Here is a 25,162-nt window from a genome sequence, read left to right as displayed (position 1 = left end):
GGCTTGACCCGCCAAAGAAATAAGAAAAGAGCAAAATAGTGTACGATATCAATGATACAGTATACTGGCAAGAATGGAGGAAATAGAGTGGAAATTTTGAGAGTAGAAAATCTGACAAAAGTTTATGGAAAGGGAGAAAATGAGGTCAGAGCTTTAGATGGGGTTTCATTTTCTGTTGAAAAGGGAGAGTTTGTTGCTATTATAGGGCCGTCCGGTTCAGGCAAGTCAACATTACTTCATATATTAGGGGCTGTTGATGAGCCGTCATCGGGTAAAGTTTTTATGGATGGCAAGGATGTTTTTAAACAGAATGAAGAGCAGCTTGCGATATTCAGAAGAAGGCAGGTGGGTCTTGTCTATCAGTTTTATAACCTTATTCCGGTGCTTGATGTTGTTGAAAACATTACACTTCCTGTACAGCTTGACGGAAGAAAGGTAAATAGAGAGCGTTTGCAGGACATGGTGGCTCTTTTGGGGCTTCATGGCAGAGAAAAACATCTTCCAAATCAGCTTTCGGGAGGGCAGCAGCAGAGAGTTTCAATAGGAAGGGCATTGATGAATTCACCTTCTGTTGTACTTGCAGACGAGCCGACGGGAAATCTTGATAGTAAAAACAGTCAGGAGATAATGGAACTTTTAAAGAAATCAAACAGAAAATACAATCAGACACTCATTATGATAACACATGATGAAAATATTGCACTTCAGGCAGATCGAATAATTGCCATTGAAGATGGTCGTATTACGAGAGATGAGGTGAACAGATAATGAATATCGTAAATAAATTTACATTGCGTACACTTCAAAAAAATAAGGTGCGAACCCTTGTGACAATACTCGGAATTATTCTTGCAACTTCAATGTTTGTTGCAATTACAAGTATAATAGTGAGCTTACAAAATTACATGCTTGATGTGTCTATAGAGCAGACAGGTGATTGGCATGGACATATATACGGTATTGACGAAAAACAAACAAAAATATGTGAAGATGAAGGAAATGTAAGTAAAAGCAGTATCGTGGAGATATATAAAAATCAGGGTGAATCAGAAGCAGTTACATTCAGGGGAATAGATGACAAATTTAAGTCAATGTTATCCGTCAAGCTGGTAGAAGGAACGATGCCTGAGAATAGTTCACAGATTATCATGACATCTATGGCAAAGAATGTATATTTTAAAAATTGTAAGATAGGGGATAAAGTGAAATTAGATGTTGGCGGTAAAGATAAAGAATTTGAAATTACCGGTTTTTGCCAACAGGTGTCGGGTGATTCGATGCATGATATGCAGATATATACAAAGAAAGGTGCTGCAAAGCCTGAAACCTATGCTGTATATTTCAAGTGTAAAAATATATCAAAAACAGAAGATACACTTAACGGTATTATGCAAAAGATTACCAAAGAAAAAAAAGACAATACTGATGATATGGAGTGGTATACGAACAGTTCACTCTTGAAATTTTACGGAAAATCTTCAAATAGCAATTATAATAAGACTTTGTATGGTATGGGAGCTATACTTATGTTGATAATAATGATTGCTTCAGTGTCACTTATCCATAATGCATTTTCAATATCAGTCAGTGAGAGAACAAAACAGTTTGGTCTTTTAAAGTCGGCAGGAGCGACTAAAAAACAGATTTTAAGAAGCGTATTTTTTGAGGCGGGACTTTTGTGTATAATAGGTATTCCGATTGGTATAATATGCGGAATAGCAGGAATAGGAATTACATTAAATCTTCTTGGAAAACAATTTGCCGTGCTTATTACTTCAAGTGAATCGGTAAATACACTTAAAATGCATATATCTGCGGTAAGCGTAATTATTGCGATAGCGGTTACAGTTATTACTGTATTTATATCAGCACTTATACCGGCATTAAAAGCGGTAAGAATTACAGTTTTACAGGCACTTAAACAAAATGAAAGTACCGGACTTAAGCGAAAAAATGTAAAAGTAAATCCGGTTATGGCAAAAGTGTTTGGGTTTGAGGGAACACTTGCAGACAAAAATTTTAAGAGAAATAAAAGAAAACAGAGAGTTACAATATTTTCAATAGCTGTAAGTACGGCATTGTTTGTTGCGGTAAACAGCTTTACCTCATATATGTCGGCATCTTTGAAAGTGTATAAGAACAATTCAAAAGCAGATTTGTCTATGACGATTGAAAAAGATGCCATGGATAAGGGGTTTAAGAATGTTGACGATGCGTTAAAGAGATTTAAGGGAGTAGATAATATAGATGATTGCAGTTATAGTCTTTACGATAATGCTGTAGCTGAAATAAAAATAAGTGATATAAATAAAGAGTATCTTGAACAACTGAAACAGAATGATTCTGACAAGGTAGATGAGAAAAAAGGCATCATAAGAATGGATGCTATGGTATATTATATTGAAGATAATGCATTTCATGATTTCATAAAAAAAAATAATTTAAAAAACAACAACACATTGGTATGGCAGCATTTAATAATGTACAATGATGATGAGCAGAAAAATTATTCTTATGATGTTTTGAAATCAGATGCAGATATTAAGCTTTATCGTGCAAAAGAAAAAAAGGGATTCAGTGTAGATATTGTGACAAGTTATAAAAAACTTGAACAGAGCTATTGTTTAGATGAAAATTCAAATGATGAAGATGAAGGAGAACTGGAATTTAAAAAATATTCGGGAAAAGATGCATTTGTTTCACAGAATGTAAAAGTTGTGAAATGCGATATGGAACTTCCGCTGGCAGTTGATGATATGAGTGAACAGAGTATGATTACAATAGTGCGTCCGTACTCTGAGATAAAGAATATACCGTCAGGTGTCATCAAAAAAAACACATATAAATTTGGTTTTAAAGCAAAAAAACATGCAGCAGCTCAGGAAAATCTTTATGCTTTTACTGCAGCCAAATTAGGAAGTAATGAAGTATATATATATGACAATACACAGAGTAAAGAAATAAGCAATGCTTTGGTGCTGATCGTTAATGTTTTTTCGTACGGTTTTATCATATTGATATCACTTATAGTGATTGCAAATGTATTTAATACAATATCGACAAACATTCTTTTGAGAAGACAGGAATTTGCAATGCTTAAATCGGTCGGAATGACTAAAAAAGGTCTTAATAAAATGATGAATTATGAATGTGCATTTTATGGAATAAAGGGTCTTATTTTTGGTATGATAGCGGCAGTTCTGTTTACTTATGCAATGTACAGGGTTATGGGAAACGGCTTTAATGTGGGATTTTATATTCCAATACAAAGTGTTGTCGTGGTAATAGCAAGTATATTTGTGGTTGTATTTGCAAGCATGATTTATACTATGAAAAAGATTAAAAAAGATAATGTGATTGAGACACTTAGAAACGAGAATATTTAGTTTGGATGGGTCTTTATATGAAAATAGTTGTTGCTGTTGTTTGGCGGCAACTATTTTTTTATGTATATCTATGATTTTTTGAAAAAGTAGTTGATGATTTAATTCTTATGTGCTAATATAATTATAGACCGTAGGAAGGCATGGGTAATGCCCGAATCCAAATATTCCATTGGCGGGATTAAGAATGGTATATCCATTCTTTTTTTTTACTATGAAAGAGGTGTTACAAATGCCAAATACAGAACTACCGATAGATTTAGAAACTCAAGTCATGCTGATGAAGAAATATGTAAACTTTCGACAAAGAAAAAAGATGAGAGAGTTTCTTGGGTATGCTGGATATTTCAGAGCAAGTCGTTATGGAAAATATCTTTTAACACAAGTAAATGCGTTTGGAAGTAAGGCTGATTCAAAAGTTTTCTTTGAACTTTATAATTTTGATGTACAATTAAGATTGTTGCTGTTTAAGTATTGTAAAAAGGCAGAGATTCGTTTTAAAAGTGCCATAGCAAATGCGGTTTCGTTAAAGACTGGAGATGCTGGCTTTTATTTGGATAAGCAATATTATACGCCAACAAAAAGTGAGAAGGATAAAAAGACTAGAAATAGAAATGTTTTGTTTTTTCATACAAAATTTTTTGTGGGGTTAAAAAATGACGAGGAGAAACTGAGAAGGGATGTTGTAAAACACCCTGAACTGAAAGAATATCGGAAAGGTGGAACTCGTCAAAATAATGCATTACCTGTGTGGGCCGCATTTTCTTATTTTGAAATGGGAACAATGGTGTTAATTTATTCATATTTGCGAGGTGATCTGAGAAAAGAAGTATTAGATTATACATATTCACAGAAGAATTATAAAAAAGAAGTGACAAAGCAGATGGATACATGGTTAGATGCAGTCAGAAATCTAAGAAATTATTGTGCTCATCATTCTATGTTAGTTGGAATGACTTCTTCTGTGGTGATTCCAGATAACAAGGATAGTTCAGATGTTCTTCCGGATAATACAAACCTCTATTCCAGATTGTATGCATTGAAGAAAATATTATCCCAAGAAGATGCAAATATGTTGGAAACAGAACTAGACAGGCTTGTCTCAAGAGCAAAAATTGATGTATATAAAATGAATATACTTCCGTCAAATTGGAAAGATTTATACGATAGAATATTGTTTTTGTAGGAATAATAAATTGGTTTAAGAATACAATAAAAATGACCGTAGGAAGGCATGGGTAATGCCCGAATCCAAATATTCCATTGGCGGGTAGGCAGCTAAGAAGAAATAGCTGCCTATTTTACTATGTGAATGGAAATGTCTGAATTAAAATAGATACTTATTTAAAATTACTATCCAGAAAGTCAATTTACATACAGTATGGAGAGTTGGATATTGTTTTAACAAAAATTTAAGCAGCGGTTTGAGAGATAACAGATCACTGCTTATTTTTCGTATTAATCTTTAAGTGAAAAGCCACAGCGAATTTTATTTGCAGTCATTGACATTTCTCTATTTCGCTTCTATGCTATAAATTGTGCAGGATTGCCAAAATTGCATAGCAATGGAGCATTCCGTGGCGTTATGTTAACAATAAATTTATTTTAGGAAAGGATTAGAGATGAACAATTTTTTATTTAGTCTGAATGCGACAGTTCCGGTTTTTGCCGTGATTGTGCTTGGACATTTTTTTAAGAGAATAGGATTGATAGATGAACATTTTGCCGGGGTCGCCAATAAGTTTGTGTTTAAGGCATGTCTGCCATGTCTTGTGTTTCAGGATCTTGCTGACACAAATATAAGAAAGAACTTTGATTTTAAATATGTAGGTTTTTGTTTTATTGCAACGCTTACGTCAATTCTTGTAATATGGTTTCTGGCTAAAAAATTTATGAGAGATAAGAGTATGATAGGTGCATTTGTACAGGGGTCTTATCGAAGCAGTGCTGCAATACTCGGTATAGCGTTTATTCAGAATATATATGGAACATCAGGTATGGCACCGCTTATGATAATAGGTTCAGTGCCGCTTTACAATATATTTGCTGTTATTATACTGACTTTGGAAAGCAACAATAAAGAAAATTTCGGAGACAACAGCCAGATAAAACATGCACTTATAAATATATTGAAAAATCCTATAATAATCGGAATTTTTCTCGGTCTTGTAGCATCGTTTTTTAATATAAAATTTCCGAGAATGATAGATAAAACAATCAACAATATGGCTGTTATGGCTTCACCGCTTGCACTTATTTCAATAGGAGCGACATTCGAGGGCAGAAAAGCAATTGCAAAGATAAAGCCGACTATAGTGGCATCGCTTATAAAACTTGTTGTACTTGCAGGAATTTTTCTGCCGATAGCGGCAAATTTTGGTTTTCGTGACCAGAAATTGATTGCAATAGTCATAATGCTTGCATCGCCATGCACACCTACATCCTACATAATGGCAAAAAATATGGATGGAGATGATACATTAGCTGCAAGTATAGTAGTCAGTACTACTCTTTTTTCGTCAATTACGCTTACGGGCTGGATATTTTTAATGAAAGCATTGATGTTAATTCAGTAATATAAATATTACTTTCCTCTCTCCTTTTTCAGCACTTCCTGGAAACGATTCATTTCTTTAGCTATCGTACCGCTTAAAACGAGCAGGCAGATTAAGTTTGGTATTGCCATCAGTGCGTTTGCAATGTCGGAAAAAGTCCATGCGATTTCGAGTGTTGTTGTTGCTCCGACATATGCGATAAGTGAGAAAACTATTCTGTAGACCATGTTGTATTTATGGGTTCCGAGTATGTATTCAAATGCTTTTTCACCGTGGTATTCCCAGCCGAGTATTGTTGAAAAAGCAAAGAGAGCAATGCCGATACATACAAGCCATCCGCCGGTATCTCCAAGAACCGTTTTGAATGCTTTTATGGTGAGTGCGGAGCCTACAGTAAGTTCTTTATATTTATAAGAACCGTCTTTTTCAAATACATATTCGTTTTCAGAGGAATCTATCCAGGTTCCTGTGAGGTTATCAGCATTTATGGTATCTGAAGTGAGTGACGCTTCTTTGTTTGTCATTGATATGTCTTTATCATTTTTTGATATGACAAGAGTTGTTCCTCCGTTATCTGTCTTGACATCTTTTATGACGAAATTGTCAGTTACGATATTATTTCCGTTTCTTGTTGCTACAGAGATAGTGTGAGCTTCTTTTGTGTATGTGTACTGTCCTGAGTTTACAATGTCCTTTGAGCCGAGAACGCCGGAACTTGCAATACAAAGTCCGGTAATTGTGCAGACAACAATTGTATCCCAAAATGTACCTGTCATGTTTATGTATCCCTGACGTACAGGGTCATCAGTTGTAGCTGCGGCAGCAGTGATGGCGGCAGAACCCATTCCTGCTTCGTTAGAGAATACACCTCTTGCAACTCCAAAACGCATAGCTTGCATCATACTTGCGACAATACCGCCGCAAAGACCGCCGCCGACTGCTTTTACGGAAAATGCCATCTTAAATATCATTGCGACACCTGATGGTATATTGCTTATGTTTCCGAATATTACAATAAGTCCTGCGATAACATAAAATACAGCCATAAGCGGTACAACGACCTGAGATACTTTAGATATATTTTTGATACCGCCGATGATTATTATAAGTGCAAGAACAGTTATTACAATTCCGGTGGCAGTAACGGGAATGTTGAATGTTGAACTGAGGGCTGTTGAAATAGAATTTGCCTGCGTAAGATTTCCGATTCCGAATGAAGCAACAACTGCGAAAAGTGCAAAAAGCCATCCGAGTATGGCGCCGGCTTTTTTATGTTTGAATGCTTTTTTCATAGTGTACATTGGACCGCCTGACATCTCACCTTTTTCATTTACCTCACGGTATTTTATGGCGAGCATGCATTCACTGAATTTGGATGTTATACCAAAAGCAGCAGAGAGCCACATCCATACTAATGCTCCTGGACCGCCGGAAACCATTGCGGTAGCAACACCTACAATATTACCGGTTCCTATTGTTGCGGCAAGAGCTGTTGTAAGTGCCGAAAACGGGGAAACGTCACCATCCCCCTTTTTTTGTCTTGCTTCTTTGCTCAAAACACTTTTTAATGCATATGGAAGATTGCGCCAGCAAAGAGCTTTTGTTCTAATGGTAAGAAAAATACCGGTACCGACAAGGAGAATAAGCATTACAGGTCCCCAAACAAAAGTATCGATTTTGTCAAGTACGGCAGTAAGAGAATTTACAAAACTGTTCATATAACACCTCTTTCTAAAAAAATAGGGAATAATAAAGAAAATGGCGGTTACAGAATATTCCGTAATCGCCATTGTTTACTTAAATTATGATTAGTATATCAGAAATGTAAAATTATGGCAAGATAAAAAATCAGCCGTCTTATTAAAAAAATAAGACGGCTGATTTTTTTATAAATAGGTGGGAACAAATAATAAACAATGTATAAGCTGAAAGCTGTACACCCTCTCCAATAGGAATATTCAAAACAGCTATACATGTTAGTAAACTACAAGAGACATTGTAACATATATTTGGAAAATAGCAATATTTTTTTAACAAAATATGAAGAAAAATGCAAAAAACTTTACAATTTATTCATAATTGCAAGAGTAATTATAGATTAGTGCATTTAAAATTAGATATATTTTATAATTAAAAAGTTGTAAATATGTGAATTCGTTTGTGATTATAAAAATGATTCTATAGTATATTTTTAGATATTAACACACAATATGCGGTTTGTCTTCATAATATATGGTATAAGGTATATTATGCGTACTTAAAAATATATATTGGAGACACAAAATTATGACCTTTGATAATATCAAAAATTCAATTCGTATTCTTCCGGCACGACAGCTTAAAAATTATCTTGGTCGAAGAGATGTGCTGATTTTTGATTTACGGGATAAAAGTGATTATGATAAAGAGCACATTCCCGGAGCTGTTTGGATAGATATTGGTTTGTTGGAGAAAGATATAAGAAGAATATTTGCAAGAAGTTATATCACGAATGAGGATAGAGAGATTTTTAATAAAAAAGGTATCAGACTTATAATTCTTTATTGTGACAGGGGAAACCAAAGTATTTATGCAACAAGAGACCTTGCAAAACTTGGTTATCCCGTTGTCAGTCTGAATGGAGGGTTTGAAAAATACAGGAAAATAAAATATTAAAATGTAAATTTATTCAGTATTTTTTTAGGCAGCTAATTCTTTTTAGAATATATGGCTGCCTTTTGGCTTAAAAAAATTTCCCAAACATGATAAATATATGTTAATATAAACGCAAAGGTAAAAGTCAGAGACATGCTGTTTGTTATTTATGCCAAAGGCTGTATAAAGCGTTTGTAAATGCATTTTGCTGTGTTTTTGATTTTTATATCTTGCAATAAAATGATGCAAGGGTCAAAATACTTTTTGACTCGAATATCATAAAATAAAACAGATTGGATGAAAATGATGGACAAGAGATTTTTTAAAACCGGCAGACTGATAAAATTTATGTTGATTATGGTCGGTGTGATGTTTATTTTTGGACATGGAATGCAGGCAGATGCAAAGCAGAAATTTGTTGTGGGATTTGATGCAAGTTTTCCACCGTATGGTTATCTTAGTGATGATGGCGAATACATAGGTTTTGACCTTGACCTTGCAGCAGAGGTTGCAAAAAGAAATGGATGGGAACTTGTCAAACAGCCTATTGACTGGGAAGCCAAAGATACCGAATTAAAGGTTGGAAACATAGATTGTATATGGAATGGTTTTACAATGAATGGCAGGGAAAAGCAGTATACATGGACTACTCCGTATGTTGATAACTCCCAGATAGTTATTGTAAATAAAGACTCCGATATTGAAAAGTTAAGTGACCTTAAAGGAAAGATTGTATGTGTGCAGTCTGATTCTTCAGCACTTGCAGCCCTTAAAGGGGATGATGCGACTAAGGAGAATAAAGAACTTGCCGCTTCAATGAAGGAGATAACAGAAGTCGGTGATTACAATTCGGCGTTTATGAATCTTGAAAGCGGAATGGTTGATGCGATATGTATGGATATAGGTGTTGCGTCTTACAAGCTTGAAGCGTCAGGTGACAAGTACAAAATGCTTGATGAAAGACTTTCATCAGAAGAGTATGGCATCGGTTTCAAGCGTGGAAATACAGAACTTCGAGACAAAGTTCAGGTAACTCTTCTTGAAATGCTTCAGGACGGAACATTTGATACTATAGTTAAAAAATGGAAACTTGAGGACAGTGCATGTTTGAGCCTTGATGACAAGACATATAGTGACGGCGGTAAAGTTCCTGAGGTGGCAAAAATAACACCTGCTCCACAGAAAACAGACGTACAGGAAACAGTTGCACCTGAAAGTACAAGTGCAAATACAGGTAAAAAAAGTTTTGTTAATATAGCATTGAGATTATCGGAAGGTATGGGGGCAACACTTCTTATATTTGTTCTCACACTTGTATTTTCAATGCCGCTTGGACTTCCGCTTACGGCTATGAGAATGTCTAAGATAAAGGTTTTGCAGTGGATAGCAAAGATATATATATCAATAATGCGTGGTACACCGCTTATGCTTCAGCTTCTCGTAGTGTTTTATGGTCCATATTATATTTTTAAGATTAAGCTTCCATATGAATATCGTTTTTACGCTGTTATTATAGGTTTTGCTTTAAATTATGCGGCTTATTTTGCAGAGATTTACCGTTCGGGAATTCAGAGTATACCGGTTGGACAGAGAGAGGCGGCAGAGGTACTCGGCTACAGCAGGGCAGGGACATTTTTCAAGATTATATTCCCTCAGATGGTAAAAAGAATAATGCCGCCTGTTACAAACGAGGTCATCACGCTTGTAAAAGATACATCGCTTGCATTTGCAGTTGCATATACAGAGATGTTTACTGTTGCGAAGCAGGTATCCTCAAGCATGGCATCAGTTATGCCGCTTTTTGTGGCAGGTCTTTTCTATTATATATTTAACTTTATAGTGGCATACGCTATGGAAATGATAGAGAAAAAGCTTGACTATTACAGATAGAGAAGTCTGCTGATGAAAGTTTAGATAACTATGATAAATACAGATAGTAACTTAGAGATATGTGAAAGGCTTGGATAAATATGAACATATTAGAAATGAATCACATCAAGAAAACTTTTGATGAAAAAACAGTTTTAAAAGATATAAGTTTAAGTGTTAAAGAGGGAGAGGTTGTATCTATTATAGGTCCATCAGGTTCGGGAAAATCGACATTATTAAGGTGTGCGACCTTTCTTGAAAAAGCAAATGGCGGAGATATATCTTACTGTGGGGAAGCGGTTGTAAAAAATGCAGGGGAAACAGCGTTTTATCCTGACAAGAGCGCAATTAGAAAAGCACAGCAGAATTTTGGACTTGTTTTTCAGAATTTTAATCTTTTTCCACATTATTCTGTTATGAAAAATATAACCGATGCACCGGTATGCAATCAGAAAAGACCAAAGAGCGAGGTGTTTAAGGAGGCAAGAGAACTTCTTAAAAAAGTGGGACTTGAAGACAAAGAGAATGCATATCCATGTGAGTTATCAGGAGGTCAGCAGCAGAGAGTGGCAATCGCAAGAGCACTTGCATTAAAACCTAAGATGCTGTTCTTTGATGAGCCTACATCGGCACTAGACCCTGAGATTACAGCAGGAATTTTAAGGGTTATGAAAAGTCTTGCAGAAGAAAAAATGACAATGGTTGTTGTGACACATGAAATTGAATTTGCAAAAGCTGTTTCTGACAGAGTTATTTTTATGGATGGTGGTGTTATTGTTGAAGAGGGAACACCGGAGGAAGTTATAGATGCACCTAAAAATTACAGAACACAGGAATTTTTAAAACGTCTTGGAATTTAAAATATTACAGTCAGAGCAAAATTTTATTGAATGGGAATAGGTTTATGAGATATATTAATATAGAAAAAGTTGAATCGGGAATGGTTCTTGCAAAAGAGGTTTTTGATGATGATGGAAGGGTTTTGCTTGCAGCGAATACTATACTTACTAAAGAATATATTATAAGACTTTCCATAAGAGGTTATCAGGGAGTTTATATTGAAGATGAGTTGTCAAGAGGAATCCAAATAGATGAAGTTATTTCGATTGAACTTAGAAATGAGGGTGCCAAGGCAGTCAAAGAGGGAAATATTGATTCGCTCAAATCAATAGCAAAAAATATTGTCAGTCAGCTTCTTGAGAAAGATAAGAGCATTTCGCTTGATATTAAAGATTTGAGGACATATGACAATTATACATATAAGCATTCGGTGAATGTTGCTGTCATATCAACAATTATAGGAATATATCTTTCATATGATGAAGAATCGTTGTATGAACTTTGTTTGGCAGCACTGATGCATGATATTGGAAAAACGAAAATAGACCCGGGAATTATCAATAAACCGGGCAGACTCAGTATGATGGAGTATAGAATAGTACAGGAACATGCGAGATATTCATATGATATATTGGATGAGAATTGCCTTATTTCGGCGAGAACAAAACAGGCAGTGCTTCATCATCATGAGAATGAGGACGGAACGGGTTATCCGGACAGACTTGTCGGAGATGAGATACCACCATATGCTAAGATAATACATGTTGCAGATGTATATGATGCACTAACCTCAAAGCGTCCATACAAAAAACCGTATGCATTATCAGAAGCTATAGAATATCTTATGGGAGGAAGCAATGTTCTGTTTGACAGAAATGCAGTTGAAGCATTTTTGGAGGCAGTACCTGTATATGCAAAAGGTATTGATGTGTTAATGACAAACGGAGAGAGAGCGATTGTGGTATCGAATACCTCCAATCCACTCAGACCTATAGTCAGACTTGTTGATAGCGGTAAGGATATTGACCTTAGTAACGATAAAGATTATATAAGTGTGACAATAGCGCCACATACTGTTGTTGAAAATGATTTCACATCGGTATATGAAAGGTTTGAGTTTGATTAGATGATGAAAGGCTGAACTGTTACAGATGGATGCCAAAGTGAACATCTTATTCTTGACTTTTTTTAAAATGCAATATAAAATGAACACATATGTTAAAGACTGAGATGGAGACAGTACCTTTTTGGGAAAGAGTACAGTGAGTCCGTGATGGTGAGAAACGGACATCTGACAAATTGGGAATATCACTCCTGAGTTGCAGGTGGAAAGCAGTTGTGAGTACACTGAGCCGGTTCCTACCGTTATATAGGTCATGTATCTTGTTTGTATGGGATTTTGTCTGTTGTCATACCATAGGTGTGAACAGTGGCGGATTTAGAGCAGACGATGTACATCAGAATAGGTGGTTAATGACAGTTTATGCTTTCATCCTGTTTGGGGATGGAAGCGTTTTTTAATTTATTTAAGAAAGGAAAATGATTATGTACGAAAAAGTTTCAACCGACTTAAATTTCGTCGACAGAGAGAAGAATGTCGGTAAATTCTGGCGTAACCAGCAGATTTTTGAAAAATCAATGAAAGCAAGAGAGGGTTGTCCTACTTATACATTCTACGACGGACCTCCTACAGCGAACGGAAAACCTCATATCGGTCATGTGCTTACACGAGTTATCAAAGATATGATTCCTAGATATAAGACTATGAAAGGTTATATGGTTCCTCGTAAAGCAGGATGGGATACACATGGTCTTCCTGTAGAGCTTGAAGTTGAAAAGATGCTCGGTCTTGACGGCAAAGAGCAGATTGAAGAGTATGGTATGGAGCCATTTATCAAGAAATGTAAAGAGTCAGTTTGGAAATATAAAGGTATGTGGGAAGATTTCTCAGGTACAGTAGGTTTCTGGGCTGATATGGATAATCCATATGTAACATACGATGACAACTTCATTGAGTCAGAGTGGTGGGCATTAAAAGAAATCTGGAACAAGAAACTTTTATATAAAGGATTTAAGATTGTTCCTTACTGTCCTCGTTGTGGAACACCTCTTTCATCACAGGAGGTTGCACAGGGATATAAACTTGTCAAAGAACGTTCTGCAGTAGTACGTTTCAAGGTTAAGGATGAGGATGCATATTTCCTTGCATGGACGACAACACCTTGGACACTTCCATCAAATGTTGCACTTTGTGTAAACCCTGATGAGACATATTGCAAAGTAAAGGCAGCAGACGGATACACATACTATATGGCACAGGCGCTTCTCGACACTGTACTCGGCAAACTTGCAGACGAGGAGAATGGAGTAAAGGCATACGAAGTTCTTGAGACATTTGCAGGTAAAGAACTTGAGAACAAAGAGTATGAGCCTCTCTACGCATGTGCTAAAGAATGTGCAGACAAGCAGCACAAAAAGGGATTTTTCGTTACATGTGACACATATGTAACTATGTCAGATGGTACAGGTATCGTTCATATTGCACCTGCATTTGGTGAGGATGATGCGAATGTAGGACGTAACTATGACCTTCCGTTTGTACAGTTCGTAAACGGAAAAGGTGAGATGACAGAAGAGACACCGTTTGCAGGTCTTTTCGTAAAGAAAGCTGACCCTGAGGTATTAAAAGACCTCGATGCAAAGAAACAGCTTTTTGCAGCACCTAAGTTCGAGCATGATTATCCTCACTGCTGGAGATGTGATACTCCGCTTATCTACTATGCAAGAGAGTCATGGTTTATCAAGATGACAGAGGTAAGAGATGACCTCGTACGCAACAACAATACTGTAAACTGGATTCCTGATTCAATCGGTAAGGGACGTTTCGGAAACTGGCTTGAAAATATTCAGGACTGGGGTATTTCACGTAACCGTTATTGGGGAACACCACTCAATATCTGGGAGTGTGAAGGCTGTGGTCACCAGGAATCTATCGGAAGCCGTGCAGAACTCGCAGAGCGCAGTGGAAATCCTGATGATGCAAAGGTTGAACTTCACAGACCTTATATTGACGGTGTTACATTTAAGTGTCCTGACTGTGGCAAGACAATGAAGAGAGTACCGGAAGTTATCGACTGCTGGTTTGATTCAGGAGCAATGCCATTTGCACAGCATCATTATCCATTTGAAAATAAAGACTTATTTGAGGCACAGTTCCCTGCACAGTTTATCTCTGAGGCAGTAGATCAGACAAGAGGATGGTTCTATTCACTTATGGCAGAATCAACACTTCTGTTTAACAAAGCTCCTTATGAGAATGTTATCGTGCTCGGTCATGTTCAGGATGAGAACGGACAGAAGATGAGTAAGTCAAAAGGAAATGCAGTAGATCCGTTTGATGCACTTGATAAATATGGCGCAGATGCTATCCGCTGGTATTTCTATATAAATAGTGCTCCTTGGCTTCCAAACCGTTTCCACGGCAAGGCAGTTCAGGAAGGACAGCGTAAGTTCATGGGTACACTGTGGAACACATATGCGTTCTTCGTACTCTATGCGAACATTGATGAATTTGATGCAACAAAATATACACTTGATTATGATAAACTTTCCGTAATGGATAAATGGCTTTTATCAAGACTTAACAGCACTGTTAAGGAAGTTGATGAAAACCTTGCAGCATATCGTATTCCTGAGACTGCAAAAGCACTTCAGAGCTTTGTTGATGAGATGAGTAACTGGTATGTAAGACGTTGTCGTGAAAGATTCTGGGCAAAGGGCATGGAGCAGGATAAGATAAATGCTTACATGACACTGTATACAGCACTTGTGACAATCTCAAAGGCAGCAGCACCTATGATTCCGTTTATGACAGAAGATATTTACAGAAACCTTGTATGCACACTTGATGCAAGCGCACCTGAAAGTGTACATCTCTGTGATTTCCCTGAGGTAAATGAAGCGCATATCGATAAGAAGCTTGAAGAGGATATGGAGACTGTACTTGAAGCAGTTGTAATCGGACGTGCATGCCGTAATACAGCAAACATCAAGAACCGCCAGCCAATCGGAAAGATGTATGTAAAAGCTGATACAGAGCTTTCAGAATTTTATATGGATATCATTAAGGATGAGCTTAATGTTAAGGAAGCAGTTCTTACACAGGATGTAAGTGAGCTTACAACATACAGCTTTAAGCCACAGCTTAAAACTCTCGGACGCAGATTTGGAAAACAGATTAATGCTGTAAAAGAAATTCTTGCAGGACTTGACGGTCAGAAAGCAATGGCAGAACTCAATGAGAAAGGAAACCTCACTATTACAGTTGATGGAAATGAGGAAGTTCTTGAAAAAGACGACCTTCTTATCGAGGCAGCACAGATGGAAGGATATATTTCAGATACAGACCGTGGAATAACAGTCGTACTTGATACAAACCTTACACCTGAACTTATTGAGGAAGGATTTGTCCGTGAGGTTATCAGTAAAATTCAGACAATGCGTAAAGATGCAGGATTTGAAGTAATGGATCATATCCGTGTGTCAATGCAGGATAATGAAAAGATAGCTGGTATTGTACAGAAGAACGAAGAACAGATTAAGTCAGAAGTTCTCGCAAATGAAACTAAGTATGACGGAGCTGTAGGATTCAAAAAAGAGTGGAACATCAACGGCGAGAAAGTTACATTTGGTGTAGAGAAGTTATAAACCGAGCGAAAGCAGGGAATTTAAAAGCGAAAGCGTAAAAAAATTGACATTATACAAGTTGTGTATTATGTCAATTTTTTTTGTTATATATTTAATAAAATTGCATTGTAAATATATATTAATTTAGATTCCGAGTTCTGAGACAACGGATTTAAGTTGTTCCCATTCCTCAATGTAGGCGGCAAGAGTTTCTTTTCCATTATCGGTTATCTTGTAATATTTTCTTGTAGGACCACCGGACTCATTTCCATAATAAATGTCAGCAAAACCATCATTTTTTAAGCGGCGCAATATGGCATAAAAAGTGCTGCTGTTTACTTCAGGAAACAAAATATTCATTTCATGCATAAGATTGTAGCCATAATAATCCTGTTGTGATAATTTGTGCAGAAGGCACATTTCAAGAACGCCTTTTTTTATCTGTGCACTGATTTTTGTATTCATATTAATCTCCATTCTTGCCCGCTTTTCAGGGCATCTCAAGTTTGTGCGCAAGCACAAATCTTGCGTGTGAAAAATCATAGATTTTTCACACTATTACCACTTTTCCCTCTTTTCTGCACACATTTTTCCTGTTTGTCATATCAAGCTTGTGCAAGTGTGCACAGACACAAACTTGTGTGTCAAAAATTTGTTTATGATGTTATTATAACAACTATTGTTCAAAAGTCAATAGTAATAAATAATAGTTATTTATATCTCTGCGATAAAGCAGTCACAGCAAAAATAACATTATATATTTTATTAAGAATTACTTAAAAATAATTTTAGATATGGTTTTTATAAACAAATTTATGTATAATAAAGTGTAAAGGAAATGTGTCAAAAACAAGTTGAATTGATTGTTTTTTGGCATTTTTTAGGATAGGGGGGGAGATACATATATGGCGGAAAAAAATGTACTTATGACATTTAAGAGATACGAAAAAAAGTATCTTTTGACAAGAGATAAGTATGAGAAGTTTCGTGGGGAAGTTGACAGGCACATGCAGGTGGATGAATTTGGTCTTGATACCATAAACAACATTTATTATGATACCGGGCAGTATGACATGATTCGGGAATCTATAGAAAAGCCTGTTTATAAGGAGAAAATCAGACTGCGGGGTTATGGTGATATAAAAAGCGGGGATACGGTTTATCTTGAACTAAAGAAAAAATACAGGGGAATTGTTTATAAGCGCAGAGCAGCCATGAAACTTGAAGAAGCATATAAGGCTGTTACAGCAGGTTGTATAGAAAAAGCTGACACTCAGATTCTTAGAGAACTCGATTATGTTTTGTCATTTTATAAACCTGAGCCGAAAGTGTATCTGGCATATGACAGGGTGGCATTATATGATAAGAAAGGCAGTGACCTTCGTGTCACATTCGATTTTAATATAAGATACCGCACAGATGACCTTGATATGTCACATGGCGATTATGGAGAGTATATTATGACGGATGACAGTGTCCTGCTTGAGATAAAAGCTTCGGCGGCATATCCGTTTTGGCTTATAAAACTTTTGGAGAACTTGGAGATATATCCGATTTCTTTTTCAAAATATGGAATTGTATATACGCAGAATAATATACATAAGTGGAGGGATTATGTTTAATACGATTTTAAATCTTACGGCAAATTCGCTTACATTTAGCACTGCAGTTAAATGTACGGGAGTCTCATTGGTTTTGGGATTTGTGGTAGCATTGTGCTATGCATTTACTGGAAAAACAACTAAAAACTTTTTTGTTTCGCTGGTTATACTGCCGGCTATGGTTCAGACAGTTATAATGCTTGTCAATGGAAATCTTGGAACCGGAGTGGCGATTGTCGGGGCGTTCAGTCTTGTGAGGTTTCGCTCGATACCGGGCACAAGCAGAGAGATAAGCAATATATTTTTTGCCATGGTGGTAGGACTTGCTACGGGCATGGGTTATATTACATATGCCGCATTCATAACGGCATTTATTGTTGTTGTAATGCTTGTCATATATGCAGTTCCGTTCTTTAAGGGCGAAGAAAATATGAGAAACTTGAAGATAACTATTTATGAAAATCTTGACTATACTGAAATTTTTGATGATATTTTTGAAAAGTATCTGAAAAAAGTTGAGATGCAAAATGTTAAAACCGTAAATATGGGAAGTATGTATCAGCTTCACTATTACATAGAATTTAAAGATAATAGTAAAGAAAAGGAATTTATTGATGCGATAAGATGCAGAAACGGAAATCTTACGGTTGTGTGTGGACGGATTGTACAGCAGGCAGAACAGCTTTAAAACGGAAATGAGGGATTTTATGAGAAAAGAAAAATTATTTAGGGAAATAAAATGTAAAGGTAAGAAGATATTTGCAATGTCAGTTGCAGCAGCAGTTTTTATGTCAGCGCTTACAACAGGTTATTCCTGTGATAAGGTAAATGTGTCAGCGGCAAACAAGAAAATATCAACTGTAAAAATTGGCAAAGCTGTTGTTACGACAGCGAATGGAAAAGTGGCAGTATCAAAGAAAAATAAAACAATCACACTTAACCAAAGCGGCACATATACATTCAAGGGAAATTTTGGCTCTTACAGAATTATTATGAACAAGAGACAACTGAATGTGACTGTCCGTTTGAATGGGGTTACAATGAGTAATTCAAAGACAGCATGTATTTACAACACGAAAAAATCTGCCAGCCTGCATATACAGCTTGTGAAAGGAACAAAAAATGTCTTGACGGGGCCGTCTGCATTCCCGGAGGTTACAGGAAAGACAGGAAGCAAAAAAATATCTCCCGACGGAGTTATCATGAGTGACGGAAATTTGAAAATATGGGGCAGTGGCAGTCTTAATGTAAAAGATACATCGTCAAACGGCAATGCCGTAGACAGTAAAAAAGATATAAGTATCACATCAGGAAATATATTTATTACATCGAAAAACAGTGGAATACATGCAGATAATGTAAATATCAGCGGCGGAGATATATCGGTGACTTCATCAGACACTGGAATAAAGGCATCGCAAAAAGTTACGGTAGATGGCGGAAGCGTACTTGTAGATGCTGTTGACAAAGGCATTCAAGGAAGAAGCGGTGTAACAGTTAAAAAAGGAAGTATAAGTATAAAAACAAGAAAAAGTTCAAATACAAAGTTTGAAGATTTCAGAGGTATTGCGGCAGGACGTTCAGGAAAAAACGGTAAAACTGCTGTTTCTGCGGATATAAACATATCAGGTGGCAAGATAAGCATAAATTCATACGGTGATTGTATTCATGCGAGTGCCAATGTAAATATAACTGACGGAACTTTAAGCCTTACAAGTACAGCGGATCACGGAATAAGAGCAAAAAAGACATTGAGCATTAAGTCTTCGGTTAACATTTCGATTTCATCCAAAAAGAAAAAGGTTAAAGCAGAGAGTAAAAACATTGCATCTAATATAAATCTTTAAAGTGAAGCATGCAAATAAAATGATACAGATAAATTAAACACAAAACAAAAACAGCCTTACCAAATCGGTAAGGCTGTTTTTGTCTTTAAAGAAAAAAGAGGATTGAACCGATAGTTTTTACTGTCGGTTCATGAAAAAATAATGTAAAAAAATTGTGTACTTAATATTTTAAGTACGGTACAAAAAGGAGTTGGTCTGCAGCAGAGGGAGCTACTACAGACCTAAATGAAAAAAATGAAAAAGAATCTATCTCAAACATAAGTCAATAAGCTAAAATATTTTTGTCGAAACAGGTGACAAAAATAAGAATCATCTCACTCGGTAATTCCTACCTTTGTTTTCCTCACCCGCTTCATTTATGTTTATGAATACATTATACAAAGGAATTGTGTTCCTTTTGTGTTTCATTTATGAAGTGATTGTGAAAAACAGAGCTTAATTCTAAACAAAATCTAAAAAAACACCGACAAAACAGGTATTTTTTGTCGGTGTTTTTAAAGAAAGGCTTTTTTGTGCATGTACTTTGCACATGTTATAAGTTATTAAATCTGACCGTATTTTTTGAGAACTGCCTGAATGCGTTCTGTCGGATTTAAAAGGTCGCTGATTGACTGGTCATGATTGAGAGTATCAATAAGGAGTGCTACATATTTGCTCATATCAACATTTATATAGTAATCTCTTTTGAGAACTTCCTCAGGCTGATATACAAGGTTTGTTGTAAGAACCTTATCGATAAGTCCTTTTTCATGAGCCTCATCAAATTTTTCCATTCCATTTGTGAAAAGACCAAATGTAGCTGCAACAAATATACGATTAGCTTTTCTTCTTTTTAATTCAGTTGCAACATCTATCATGCTTTCGCCTGAAGAAATCATATCGTCGATGATAATAACATCTTTTCCTTCAAGGTCTGAGCCGAGAAATTCATGTGCGATAATAGGATTTCTTCCGTCAACAATCTTGCTGTAATCACGGCGTTTGTAGAACATTCCAATATCAATACCAAGAACATTTGCATAGTAAACGGCACGTCCCATAGCTCCCTCATCAGGACTGATAACCATAAGATGGTCAGTGTCGATTTTGAGGTCATCAACATTTTTAAGAAGTGCTTTAATGAACTGATATGTCGGCTGAACTGTTTCAAAACTCTTTAAAGGAATTGCATTCTGTACACGAGGGTCATGTGCATCAAATGTGATAATGCTTTCAACGCCCATCTGTGTAAGCTCCTGAAGGGCAAGAGCACAATCCAAAGATTCGCGGGCACTTCTTCTGTGCTGACGGCTTTCATATAAGAAAGGCATTATAACAGTGATTCTTCTTGCTTTTCCACCGACGGCAGCAATAATACGCTTTAAGTCCTGATAATGGTCATCAGGAGACATATGATTTGTCTGACCGCATACAGTGTAAGTTAAATTGTAATTACATACATCTACCAAGAGATATAAGTCCTGACCTCTAACTGACTCCCTGATGATACCTTTTGCCTCACCTGAACCAAATCTAGGGCATGCAGAGTCGATTATGAATGACTCTCTGTTGTATCCGGCGAAAGAAGCGGCAGTTGCATGTTTTGCAGCTCTGTCGTTTCTCCAGTCAACAATATAGTCATTGACTTTTTTTCCCATATCTCTACTGCTCTCAAGGGCAAGAATGCCAAGAGTACCATAAGGGATTGTTTCAGCTAATTTGTCATGTCGTTTCATAATAGTTTGTCCTCCATAATGTATTTGGATAAAGGAAAATAAAATATTTTCCAAGGTTAAGAGATAGCAATTTTAATGCGTATGTCATCACCGGCAATCATATAAAAGTTATAATATCCGGTAAAACGTGAAAAAATACGCTCACTGTACCGTTCTCTCAGTTCTTGAAATGAGAGATTGGTTGAAATAATTGTTGATTTCTGATTCATATGTCTTTCTTCTATAAAATAATACAACTGTGATGTTGTAAAACCATTTGCAAGTTCTGTGCCAAGATCATCAATGATGAGCAGTTCACAGTTTAGAATATATGAGATTTGTTCGTTGTTTAAATATTCATCGGTTTTGTAGAACTTATTTTTTTCTAAAATATCAAAAAGCTGTAAAGAAGTCAAGTATACAACGGTATGCGAGGTGTCTAAGAGCTCCTTTGCAATGCAGTGCGTGAGGAAAGTTTTTCCGACACCTGTCTCGCCGTAAAATATAAGATTGTCGTATGCTGTATCAAAATGTTTGACAAAATCCAGACAAACCGCTTTGACTCTGAGAATATTTTCTCTAGCCGTAAGTGATAAATTTTCGACAATATGCTTGTTATCATAAAAAGTTGGATTGAATGTATCAAAATTTTCTTTTTCAAGTATATCAGCAAGATTTGAATTTTTGTATAACGAGGTAATCTCGTACTGTTTAAGACAGTGGCATGGTTTGTTGTCTATGTAGCCGGTGTCTTTACAGTCTTTACATGAATAAATCGGTGATAGAAAATCTGCGGGATAACCGTTTGCCAGCAGTAATTCTGTCTTTTTATTGATAAGTTCGTCTTTTTTTGCACGGTAAGCTTTTTCGTCAAGCTTTTCGTCAGGGTTTAAAAGCTCCATGCGTGCCTGATTGGTAGAGAGATTGATGATTTCGTTTTGAATATTCCTCAATTCCGGAATTTTTTCATAGAGCTTCTCATATCTCGAAGCAACAAGGCGTTTATTTTTTAAACGCAGCTGGTCATACTTATACATAATATCACGATATTGAGTGTTTGATAATCCCATAAATCTCCCTCCGTATTTAAATCAGCAGTCATTTGTCTGTTTAGATTTGTTTACCTGTTTAGCAGTTTTCTCTCCAGTTCACTTATCTCAGCGTGAGAAGTATCTCTTTGCTGGAAAGTATTAAACTGGTTCTTTTTTATATAGCTGCCGCCTGAATTGTTTGCGTTGTATCTGTAATTTTTCTGGCTGTTATTGCTTTTCTCGGATTTATGTTTAGCATATATCTCGTCGGCTTTTTCAACATCAAGCAAAGTTTTTATGCCAGACTTATGCCAGTTGTCGAGTATTCCCTCGGCATATTTAAAATCAGCTTTCTGTATTTTGAGCATCGTTCGGTTGCATGCTTCTATTATTACACTTAAATCAATCATCCATTCTTTCTGCCAGCGTTCAACGAACTGCTTTTCTATGATAGCAAGCGGTCTGCCAAGTCCGAAAGCTTTTGATATGGCAGTGTATGCTGTATTGTAATCGGTAGTAACTTTTTTGGCATCTTCGGGTGATTTTACACCCTGTTCGTGCCATGAAAGTGCAACTGCCTGTATATAATTTGAGTTGCTTTTTCCGAGTGAAATACAATAGTCATATAGATGAATCAATAATTCGGATGAGAAATGCAGCGTACCATAAAGATATGATATAAGTTCAATTTCATTTGACTTAAAAGGACGTTCAAGAAATGACTGGATTGCCTGAAGCGCAAATTGAAAATCCTGATTTGCTGCTAATTCTTTTCTTTGTTCGGCAGATACGGAAACAGAATTGACAGAGTCAGATTTCTTTTCTTTGGATGAAAAAGGAATCTGTGATGTGCTTGCAATGTCTTCGGCGGTATCATCAATATATGAAGCTGATTTTGCAGCTTGATAGACATCGTCGGGGTTAAGCATCTGAATAGAAGAAATCTGTTCGGTGACATTGTCAAGAGTAATCTTTATAAGTCCCTTTTTTTCCCAATGCTGCAAAGCACGAATAATATCTCTTTCAGTGCTGTCTGTTTTATCTGCAAGAAATGGTATGGAAATGTCGATGCCGCCGGACTGTATACATTTTGACAGATATAGATATACCTTTACATAACTGCCGTTTGCATCCAACATAAAATGTTCAATGAATGCATTGCTTATCACTGTATTCTGTTGAATATATCCGGTACATGATAAAACATTTTCCATTATAATTTATAATCCTCATTTCTGTATTTTTGTATGTTTTGAAATCTTATGTGTTATTAAGTCCACCGTAAATGTATTTTAGCATGTTTTAAAAATGTTTCAAGTCATAGCTTGAAAACAGTTATGTCTATTAAAAAAATGTGGATAATGTTGAAAATGTGGAAAAAAGTTTTAAATGGCTTAAAATAGCATGTTTAAGTGTAATATAAAACATAAAAATATCCACAATGGATTGTGAAGAATTATCAACAATCAATTGTGGATAATGTGGATAACTATTTTTGAACGAGTGATTCGCCTATGGTTACTACATTTCCGGCACCCATAGTTATCAACAAGTCACCGTCGATACATTTTTCCTGTAAAAATTTTTCAATTTCCTCAAAAGATGGAAAATAGTACGCCTTTTTTCCGAGTTTAGCAAGTTCATCCTGAAGTGTTTTTGATGAAATATCTCCCGGGTCCTGCTCTCTTGCTGCATATATATCGGCGAGGACGATGTTTTCAGCATTTGAGAGTGCGGCAGCAAATTCTTTGAGAAGTGCTCTTGTTCTGCTGTATGTGTGCGGCTGGAATACACACCAGAGGTGTTTGTGTGGATATTTTTGAGCCGCTGTAAGTGTAGCTGTAATCTCAGTTGGATGATGTGCATAATCATCAATAACAGTTACACCGTTGAATGTACCTTTAAGTTCAAAGCGGCGTTCAGTTCCGACAAAATCTGAGAGTCCGCTTAAAATAGAAGCTTCGTCTATTCCGTAATATTCGGATAATGCGATTGCCGCTAAAGAATTTGATATGTTATGTTTTCCTACTACATTAAGTTTTACCTGCATATCTGTTTTCTGACCGTTTCTTACAAGTGTATAGCAGCCATGTCCTTTTTCGTCAAAAGAAATATCAGCAGCCGCATAGTCACAATCCTGTTCAAGTCCGAAAGTGATGACCTTGCATGGCAGACCGTCTATAATCTCGTTTAATTTGTCAATATGTTTGTTTATGACAAGAACACCGTTTTCAGGTATGAGTTCCGCAAATTTTCGGAATGAATGTCTTATGTCATCTATATCCTTGAAAAAGTCAAGGTGGTCGGCGTCTACATTCAGGATAATTCCGGCAGTAGGATGAAATTTAAGAAAACTGTTTGTGTACTCACATGCTTCAGTGATAAAGTTTTCTGAATGGCCTATGCGGATGTTTCCGCCTATAGCGTCAAGAATACCGCCTACGGAGATTGTAGGGTCTTTTTTTGCCGCAAGAAAAATCTGTGACAGCATGGAAGTTGTAGTGGTTTTTCCGTGTGTTCCTGAAATGCCGATTGCATTTGGGTAGTTCTTCATGACCTGACCTACCATCTCAGCTCTCTCCATCATAGGAATGCCGAGTTCTTTGGCACGGATAAATTCAGGATTGTCAGGGTGAATAGCCGCTGTATAGACAACCAGGTCAATGTCATCAGTGATATTTTCTGTTTTCTGTCCGTATATAATATTTATACCTGTGCTTTCGAGATGCTTTGTGATTTTGCTTTCTTTTATATCTGAACCACAGACATTGAAATTATTTTCATGGAGCAGCTGAGCAAAACCGCTCATACTGATTCCACCGATGCCTATGAAAAATACTTTGCATGGATTATTAAGATTTATTTGGTACATAATGCCACCGTCCTATCTGTTTTAATAAGTTATTACTCATTATATTATAAACATTGGCTGGAAAAATACAATTGTAAAATGAAAATGTAACAAAAATATAAATTATTTGTAATTAAAATAATGTTTCACTGGAATATGAACACAGTTCAT

18 protein-coding genes and 1 pseudogene are annotated in these 25,162 nt (G+C 36.2%); 13 read left to right on the top strand and 6 right to left on the bottom strand.

From position 1 onward, the window contains the following. Nucleotides 1-87: 87 nt before the first annotated feature. The 4 genes from ACZLXV_RS02450 to ACZLXV_RS02435 all read left to right on the top strand — a co-directional run bounded on the left by ACZLXV_RS02450 (nt 88) and on the right by ACZLXV_RS02435 (nt 5,959). The gene (locus ACZLXV_RS02450; RefSeq protein ID WP_022223706.1) at nt 88-768 is read left to right on the top strand and encodes an ABC transporter ATP-binding protein; all 681 of its coding nucleotides are present in this window, start codon (nt 88-90) and stop codon (nt 766-768) included. Next, nucleotides 768-3,386, top strand: a complete 2,619-nt coding sequence (locus ACZLXV_RS02445) for an FtsX-like permease family protein (protein ID WP_482382377.1) — start codon at nt 768-770, stop codon at nt 3,384-3,386. The genes ACZLXV_RS02450 and ACZLXV_RS02445 overlap by 1 nt, the downstream gene beginning before the upstream one ends. 229 nt (nt 3,387-3,615) lie before the next feature. Continuing rightward, nucleotides 3,616-4,569 (top strand): Abi family protein, encoded by a 954-nt coding sequence (locus tag ACZLXV_RS02440; RefSeq protein WP_482382376.1) that lies wholly within the window; start codon nt 3,616-3,618, stop codon nt 4,567-4,569. Nucleotides 4,570-5,005: 436 nt separating this feature from the next. Continuing rightward, a complete protein-coding gene (locus tag ACZLXV_RS02435; RefSeq protein ID WP_482382375.1) occupies nt 5,006-5,959 on the top strand; it encodes an AEC family transporter in 954 nt (317 codons plus the stop codon). Between the two features lie 8 nt (nt 5,960-5,967). Here ACZLXV_RS02435 and ACZLXV_RS02430 read toward each other — a convergent pair whose 3' ends face one another. Beyond that, nucleotides 5,968-7,656, bottom strand: a complete 1,689-nt coding sequence (locus tag ACZLXV_RS02430; protein WP_482382374.1) for an alanine/glycine:cation symporter family protein — start codon at nt 7,654-7,656, stop codon at nt 5,968-5,970. A 568-nt stretch (nt 7,657-8,224) separates the two neighbouring features. On the opposite strand from ACZLXV_RS02430, the gene ACZLXV_RS02425 reads away from it, so the two are divergent. From ACZLXV_RS02425 to ileS, 6 genes and pseudogenes are all read left to right on the top strand, one after another. Then, nucleotides 8,225-8,593: a rhodanese-like domain-containing protein gene (locus tag ACZLXV_RS02425; protein ID WP_367335531.1), complete on the top strand. Its 369-nt coding sequence runs from the start codon at nt 8,225-8,227 to the stop codon at nt 8,591-8,593. Between the two features lie 276 nt (nt 8,594-8,869). Further along, nucleotides 8,870-9,646, top strand: a pseudogene (locus tag ACZLXV_RS02420) (amino acid ABC transporter substrate-binding protein); the annotation flags it as partial. 204 nt (nt 9,647-9,850) lie between these two features. Next, entirely contained in the window at nt 9,851-10,462 is a 612-nt protein-coding gene (locus ACZLXV_RS02415) for an amino acid ABC transporter permease (protein WP_482382407.1), read from the top strand. Between the two features lie 80 nt (nt 10,463-10,542). Then, nucleotides 10,543-11,301 carry an amino acid ABC transporter ATP-binding protein gene (locus tag ACZLXV_RS02410; protein ID WP_482382373.1) on the top strand — a complete coding sequence of 253 codons (759 nt, stop codon included), beginning with the start codon at nt 10,543-10,545 and terminating at the stop codon, nt 11,299-11,301. Between the two features lie 44 nt (nt 11,302-11,345). Beyond that, nucleotides 11,346-12,407 (top strand): HD-GYP domain-containing protein, encoded by a 1,062-nt coding sequence (locus ACZLXV_RS02405; RefSeq protein WP_022223698.1) that lies wholly within the window; start codon nt 11,346-11,348, stop codon nt 12,405-12,407. Nucleotides 12,408-12,826: 419 nt separating this feature from the next. After that, nucleotides 12,827-15,988, top strand: coding sequence for an isoleucine--tRNA ligase (gene ileS / locus ACZLXV_RS02400; RefSeq protein ID WP_482382372.1), 3,162 nt, complete (start codon nt 12,827-12,829; stop codon nt 15,986-15,988). Between the two features lie 123 nt (nt 15,989-16,111). On the opposite strand, the gene ACZLXV_RS02395 is transcribed toward ileS, so the two are convergent. Then, nucleotides 16,112-16,432, bottom strand: coding sequence for a PadR family transcriptional regulator (locus ACZLXV_RS02395; RefSeq protein WP_022223696.1), 321 nt, complete (start codon nt 16,430-16,432; stop codon nt 16,112-16,114). 440 nt (nt 16,433-16,872) lie between these two features. On the opposite strand from ACZLXV_RS02395, the gene ACZLXV_RS02390 reads away from it, so the two are divergent. Genes ACZLXV_RS02390 through ACZLXV_RS02380 form a run of 3 tightly spaced genes read left to right on the top strand, consistent with a single transcriptional unit; the run spans nt 16,873 to nt 19,415 of the window. After that, nucleotides 16,873-17,589, top strand: coding sequence for a polyphosphate polymerase domain-containing protein (locus ACZLXV_RS02390; RefSeq protein WP_482382371.1), 717 nt, complete (start codon nt 16,873-16,875; stop codon nt 17,587-17,589). Further along, a complete protein-coding gene (locus tag ACZLXV_RS02385) occupies nt 17,582-18,256 on the top strand; it encodes a DUF4956 domain-containing protein (RefSeq protein WP_022223694.1) in 675 nt (224 codons plus the stop codon). Before ACZLXV_RS02390 ends, ACZLXV_RS02385 begins: the two co-directional genes overlap by 8 nt. 19 nt (nt 18,257-18,275) lie before the next feature. Then, nucleotides 18,276-19,415, top strand: a complete 1,140-nt coding sequence (locus tag ACZLXV_RS02380; RefSeq protein ID WP_482382370.1) for a carbohydrate-binding domain-containing protein — start codon at nt 18,276-18,278, stop codon at nt 19,413-19,415. A 542-nt stretch (nt 19,416-19,957) separates the two neighbouring features. On the opposite strand, the gene ACZLXV_RS02375 is transcribed toward ACZLXV_RS02380, so the two are convergent. From ACZLXV_RS02375 to murC, 4 genes are all read right to left on the bottom strand, one after another. Beyond that, nucleotides 19,958-21,130: a ribose-phosphate pyrophosphokinase gene (locus ACZLXV_RS02375; protein ID WP_367335973.1), complete on the bottom strand. Its 1,173-nt coding sequence runs from the start codon at nt 21,128-21,130 to the stop codon at nt 19,958-19,960. Between the two features lie 56 nt (nt 21,131-21,186). After that, nucleotides 21,187-22,179, bottom strand: coding sequence for an ATP-binding protein (locus ACZLXV_RS02370; RefSeq protein ID WP_367335972.1), 993 nt, complete (start codon nt 22,177-22,179; stop codon nt 21,187-21,189). A gap of 50 nt (nt 22,180-22,229) precedes the next feature. Beyond that, nucleotides 22,230-23,354, bottom strand: coding sequence for a DnaD domain protein (locus tag ACZLXV_RS02365; RefSeq protein WP_482382369.1), 1,125 nt, complete (start codon nt 23,352-23,354; stop codon nt 22,230-22,232). Nucleotides 23,355-23,629: 275 nt separating this feature from the next. Next, nucleotides 23,630-25,012 carry a UDP-N-acetylmuramate--L-alanine ligase gene (gene murC / locus ACZLXV_RS02360; RefSeq protein ID WP_482382368.1) on the bottom strand — a complete coding sequence of 461 codons (1,383 nt, stop codon included), beginning with the start codon at nt 25,010-25,012 and terminating at the stop codon, nt 23,630-23,632. Nucleotides 25,013-25,162: the final 150 nt, after the last annotated feature.

This window comes from Butyribacter sp., assembly GCF_056818865.1.
This window is presented reverse-complemented; position numbering and strand designations above follow the sequence as displayed.

Excerpts from the sequence above, each read along its gene's own strand:
- ACZLXV_RS02390 (WP_482382371.1), top strand. The coding sequence starts at position 16,873 with ATGGCGGAAAAAAATGTACTTATGACATTTAAGAGATACGAAAAAAAG.
- murC (WP_482382368.1), bottom strand. The coding sequence starts at position 25,012 with ATGTACCAAATAAATCTTAATAATCCATGCAAAGTATTTTTCATAGGC.
- ACZLXV_RS02395 (WP_022223696.1), bottom strand. The coding sequence starts at position 16,432 with ATGAATACAAAAATCAGTGCACAGATAAAAAAAGGCGTTCTTGAAATG.
- ACZLXV_RS02380 (WP_482382370.1), top strand. The coding sequence starts at position 18,276 with ATGAGAAAAGAAAAATTATTTAGGGAAATAAAATGTAAAGGTAAGAAG.
- ACZLXV_RS02365 (WP_482382369.1), bottom strand. The coding sequence starts at position 23,354 with ATGGAAAATGTTTTATCATGTACCGGATATATTCAACAGAATACAGTG.
- ileS (WP_482382372.1), top strand. The coding sequence starts at position 12,827 with ATGTACGAAAAAGTTTCAACCGACTTAAATTTCGTCGACAGAGAGAAG.
- ACZLXV_RS02385 (WP_022223694.1), top strand. The coding sequence starts at position 17,582 with ATGTTTAATACGATTTTAAATCTTACGGCAAATTCGCTTACATTTAGC.
- ACZLXV_RS02425 (WP_367335531.1), top strand. The coding sequence starts at position 8,225 with ATGACCTTTGATAATATCAAAAATTCAATTCGTATTCTTCCGGCACGA.
- ACZLXV_RS02375 (WP_367335973.1), bottom strand. The coding sequence starts at position 21,130 with ATGAAACGACATGACAAATTAGCTGAAACAATCCCTTATGGTACTCTT.
- ACZLXV_RS02415 (WP_482382407.1), top strand. The coding sequence starts at position 9,851 with ATGGGGGCAACACTTCTTATATTTGTTCTCACACTTGTATTTTCAATG.
- ACZLXV_RS02440 (WP_482382376.1), top strand. The coding sequence starts at position 3,616 with ATGCCAAATACAGAACTACCGATAGATTTAGAAACTCAAGTCATGCTG.
- ACZLXV_RS02430 (WP_482382374.1), bottom strand. The coding sequence starts at position 7,656 with ATGAACAGTTTTGTAAATTCTCTTACTGCCGTACTTGACAAAATCGAT.
- ACZLXV_RS02435 (WP_482382375.1), top strand. The coding sequence starts at position 5,006 with ATGAACAATTTTTTATTTAGTCTGAATGCGACAGTTCCGGTTTTTGCC.
- ACZLXV_RS02370 (WP_367335972.1), bottom strand. The coding sequence starts at position 22,179 with ATGGGATTATCAAACACTCAATATCGTGATATTATGTATAAGTATGAC.
- ACZLXV_RS02445 (WP_482382377.1), top strand. The coding sequence starts at position 768 with ATGAATATCGTAAATAAATTTACATTGCGTACACTTCAAAAAAATAAG.
- ACZLXV_RS02410 (WP_482382373.1), top strand. The coding sequence starts at position 10,543 with ATGAACATATTAGAAATGAATCACATCAAGAAAACTTTTGATGAAAAA.
- ACZLXV_RS02405 (WP_022223698.1), top strand. The coding sequence starts at position 11,346 with ATGAGATATATTAATATAGAAAAAGTTGAATCGGGAATGGTTCTTGCA.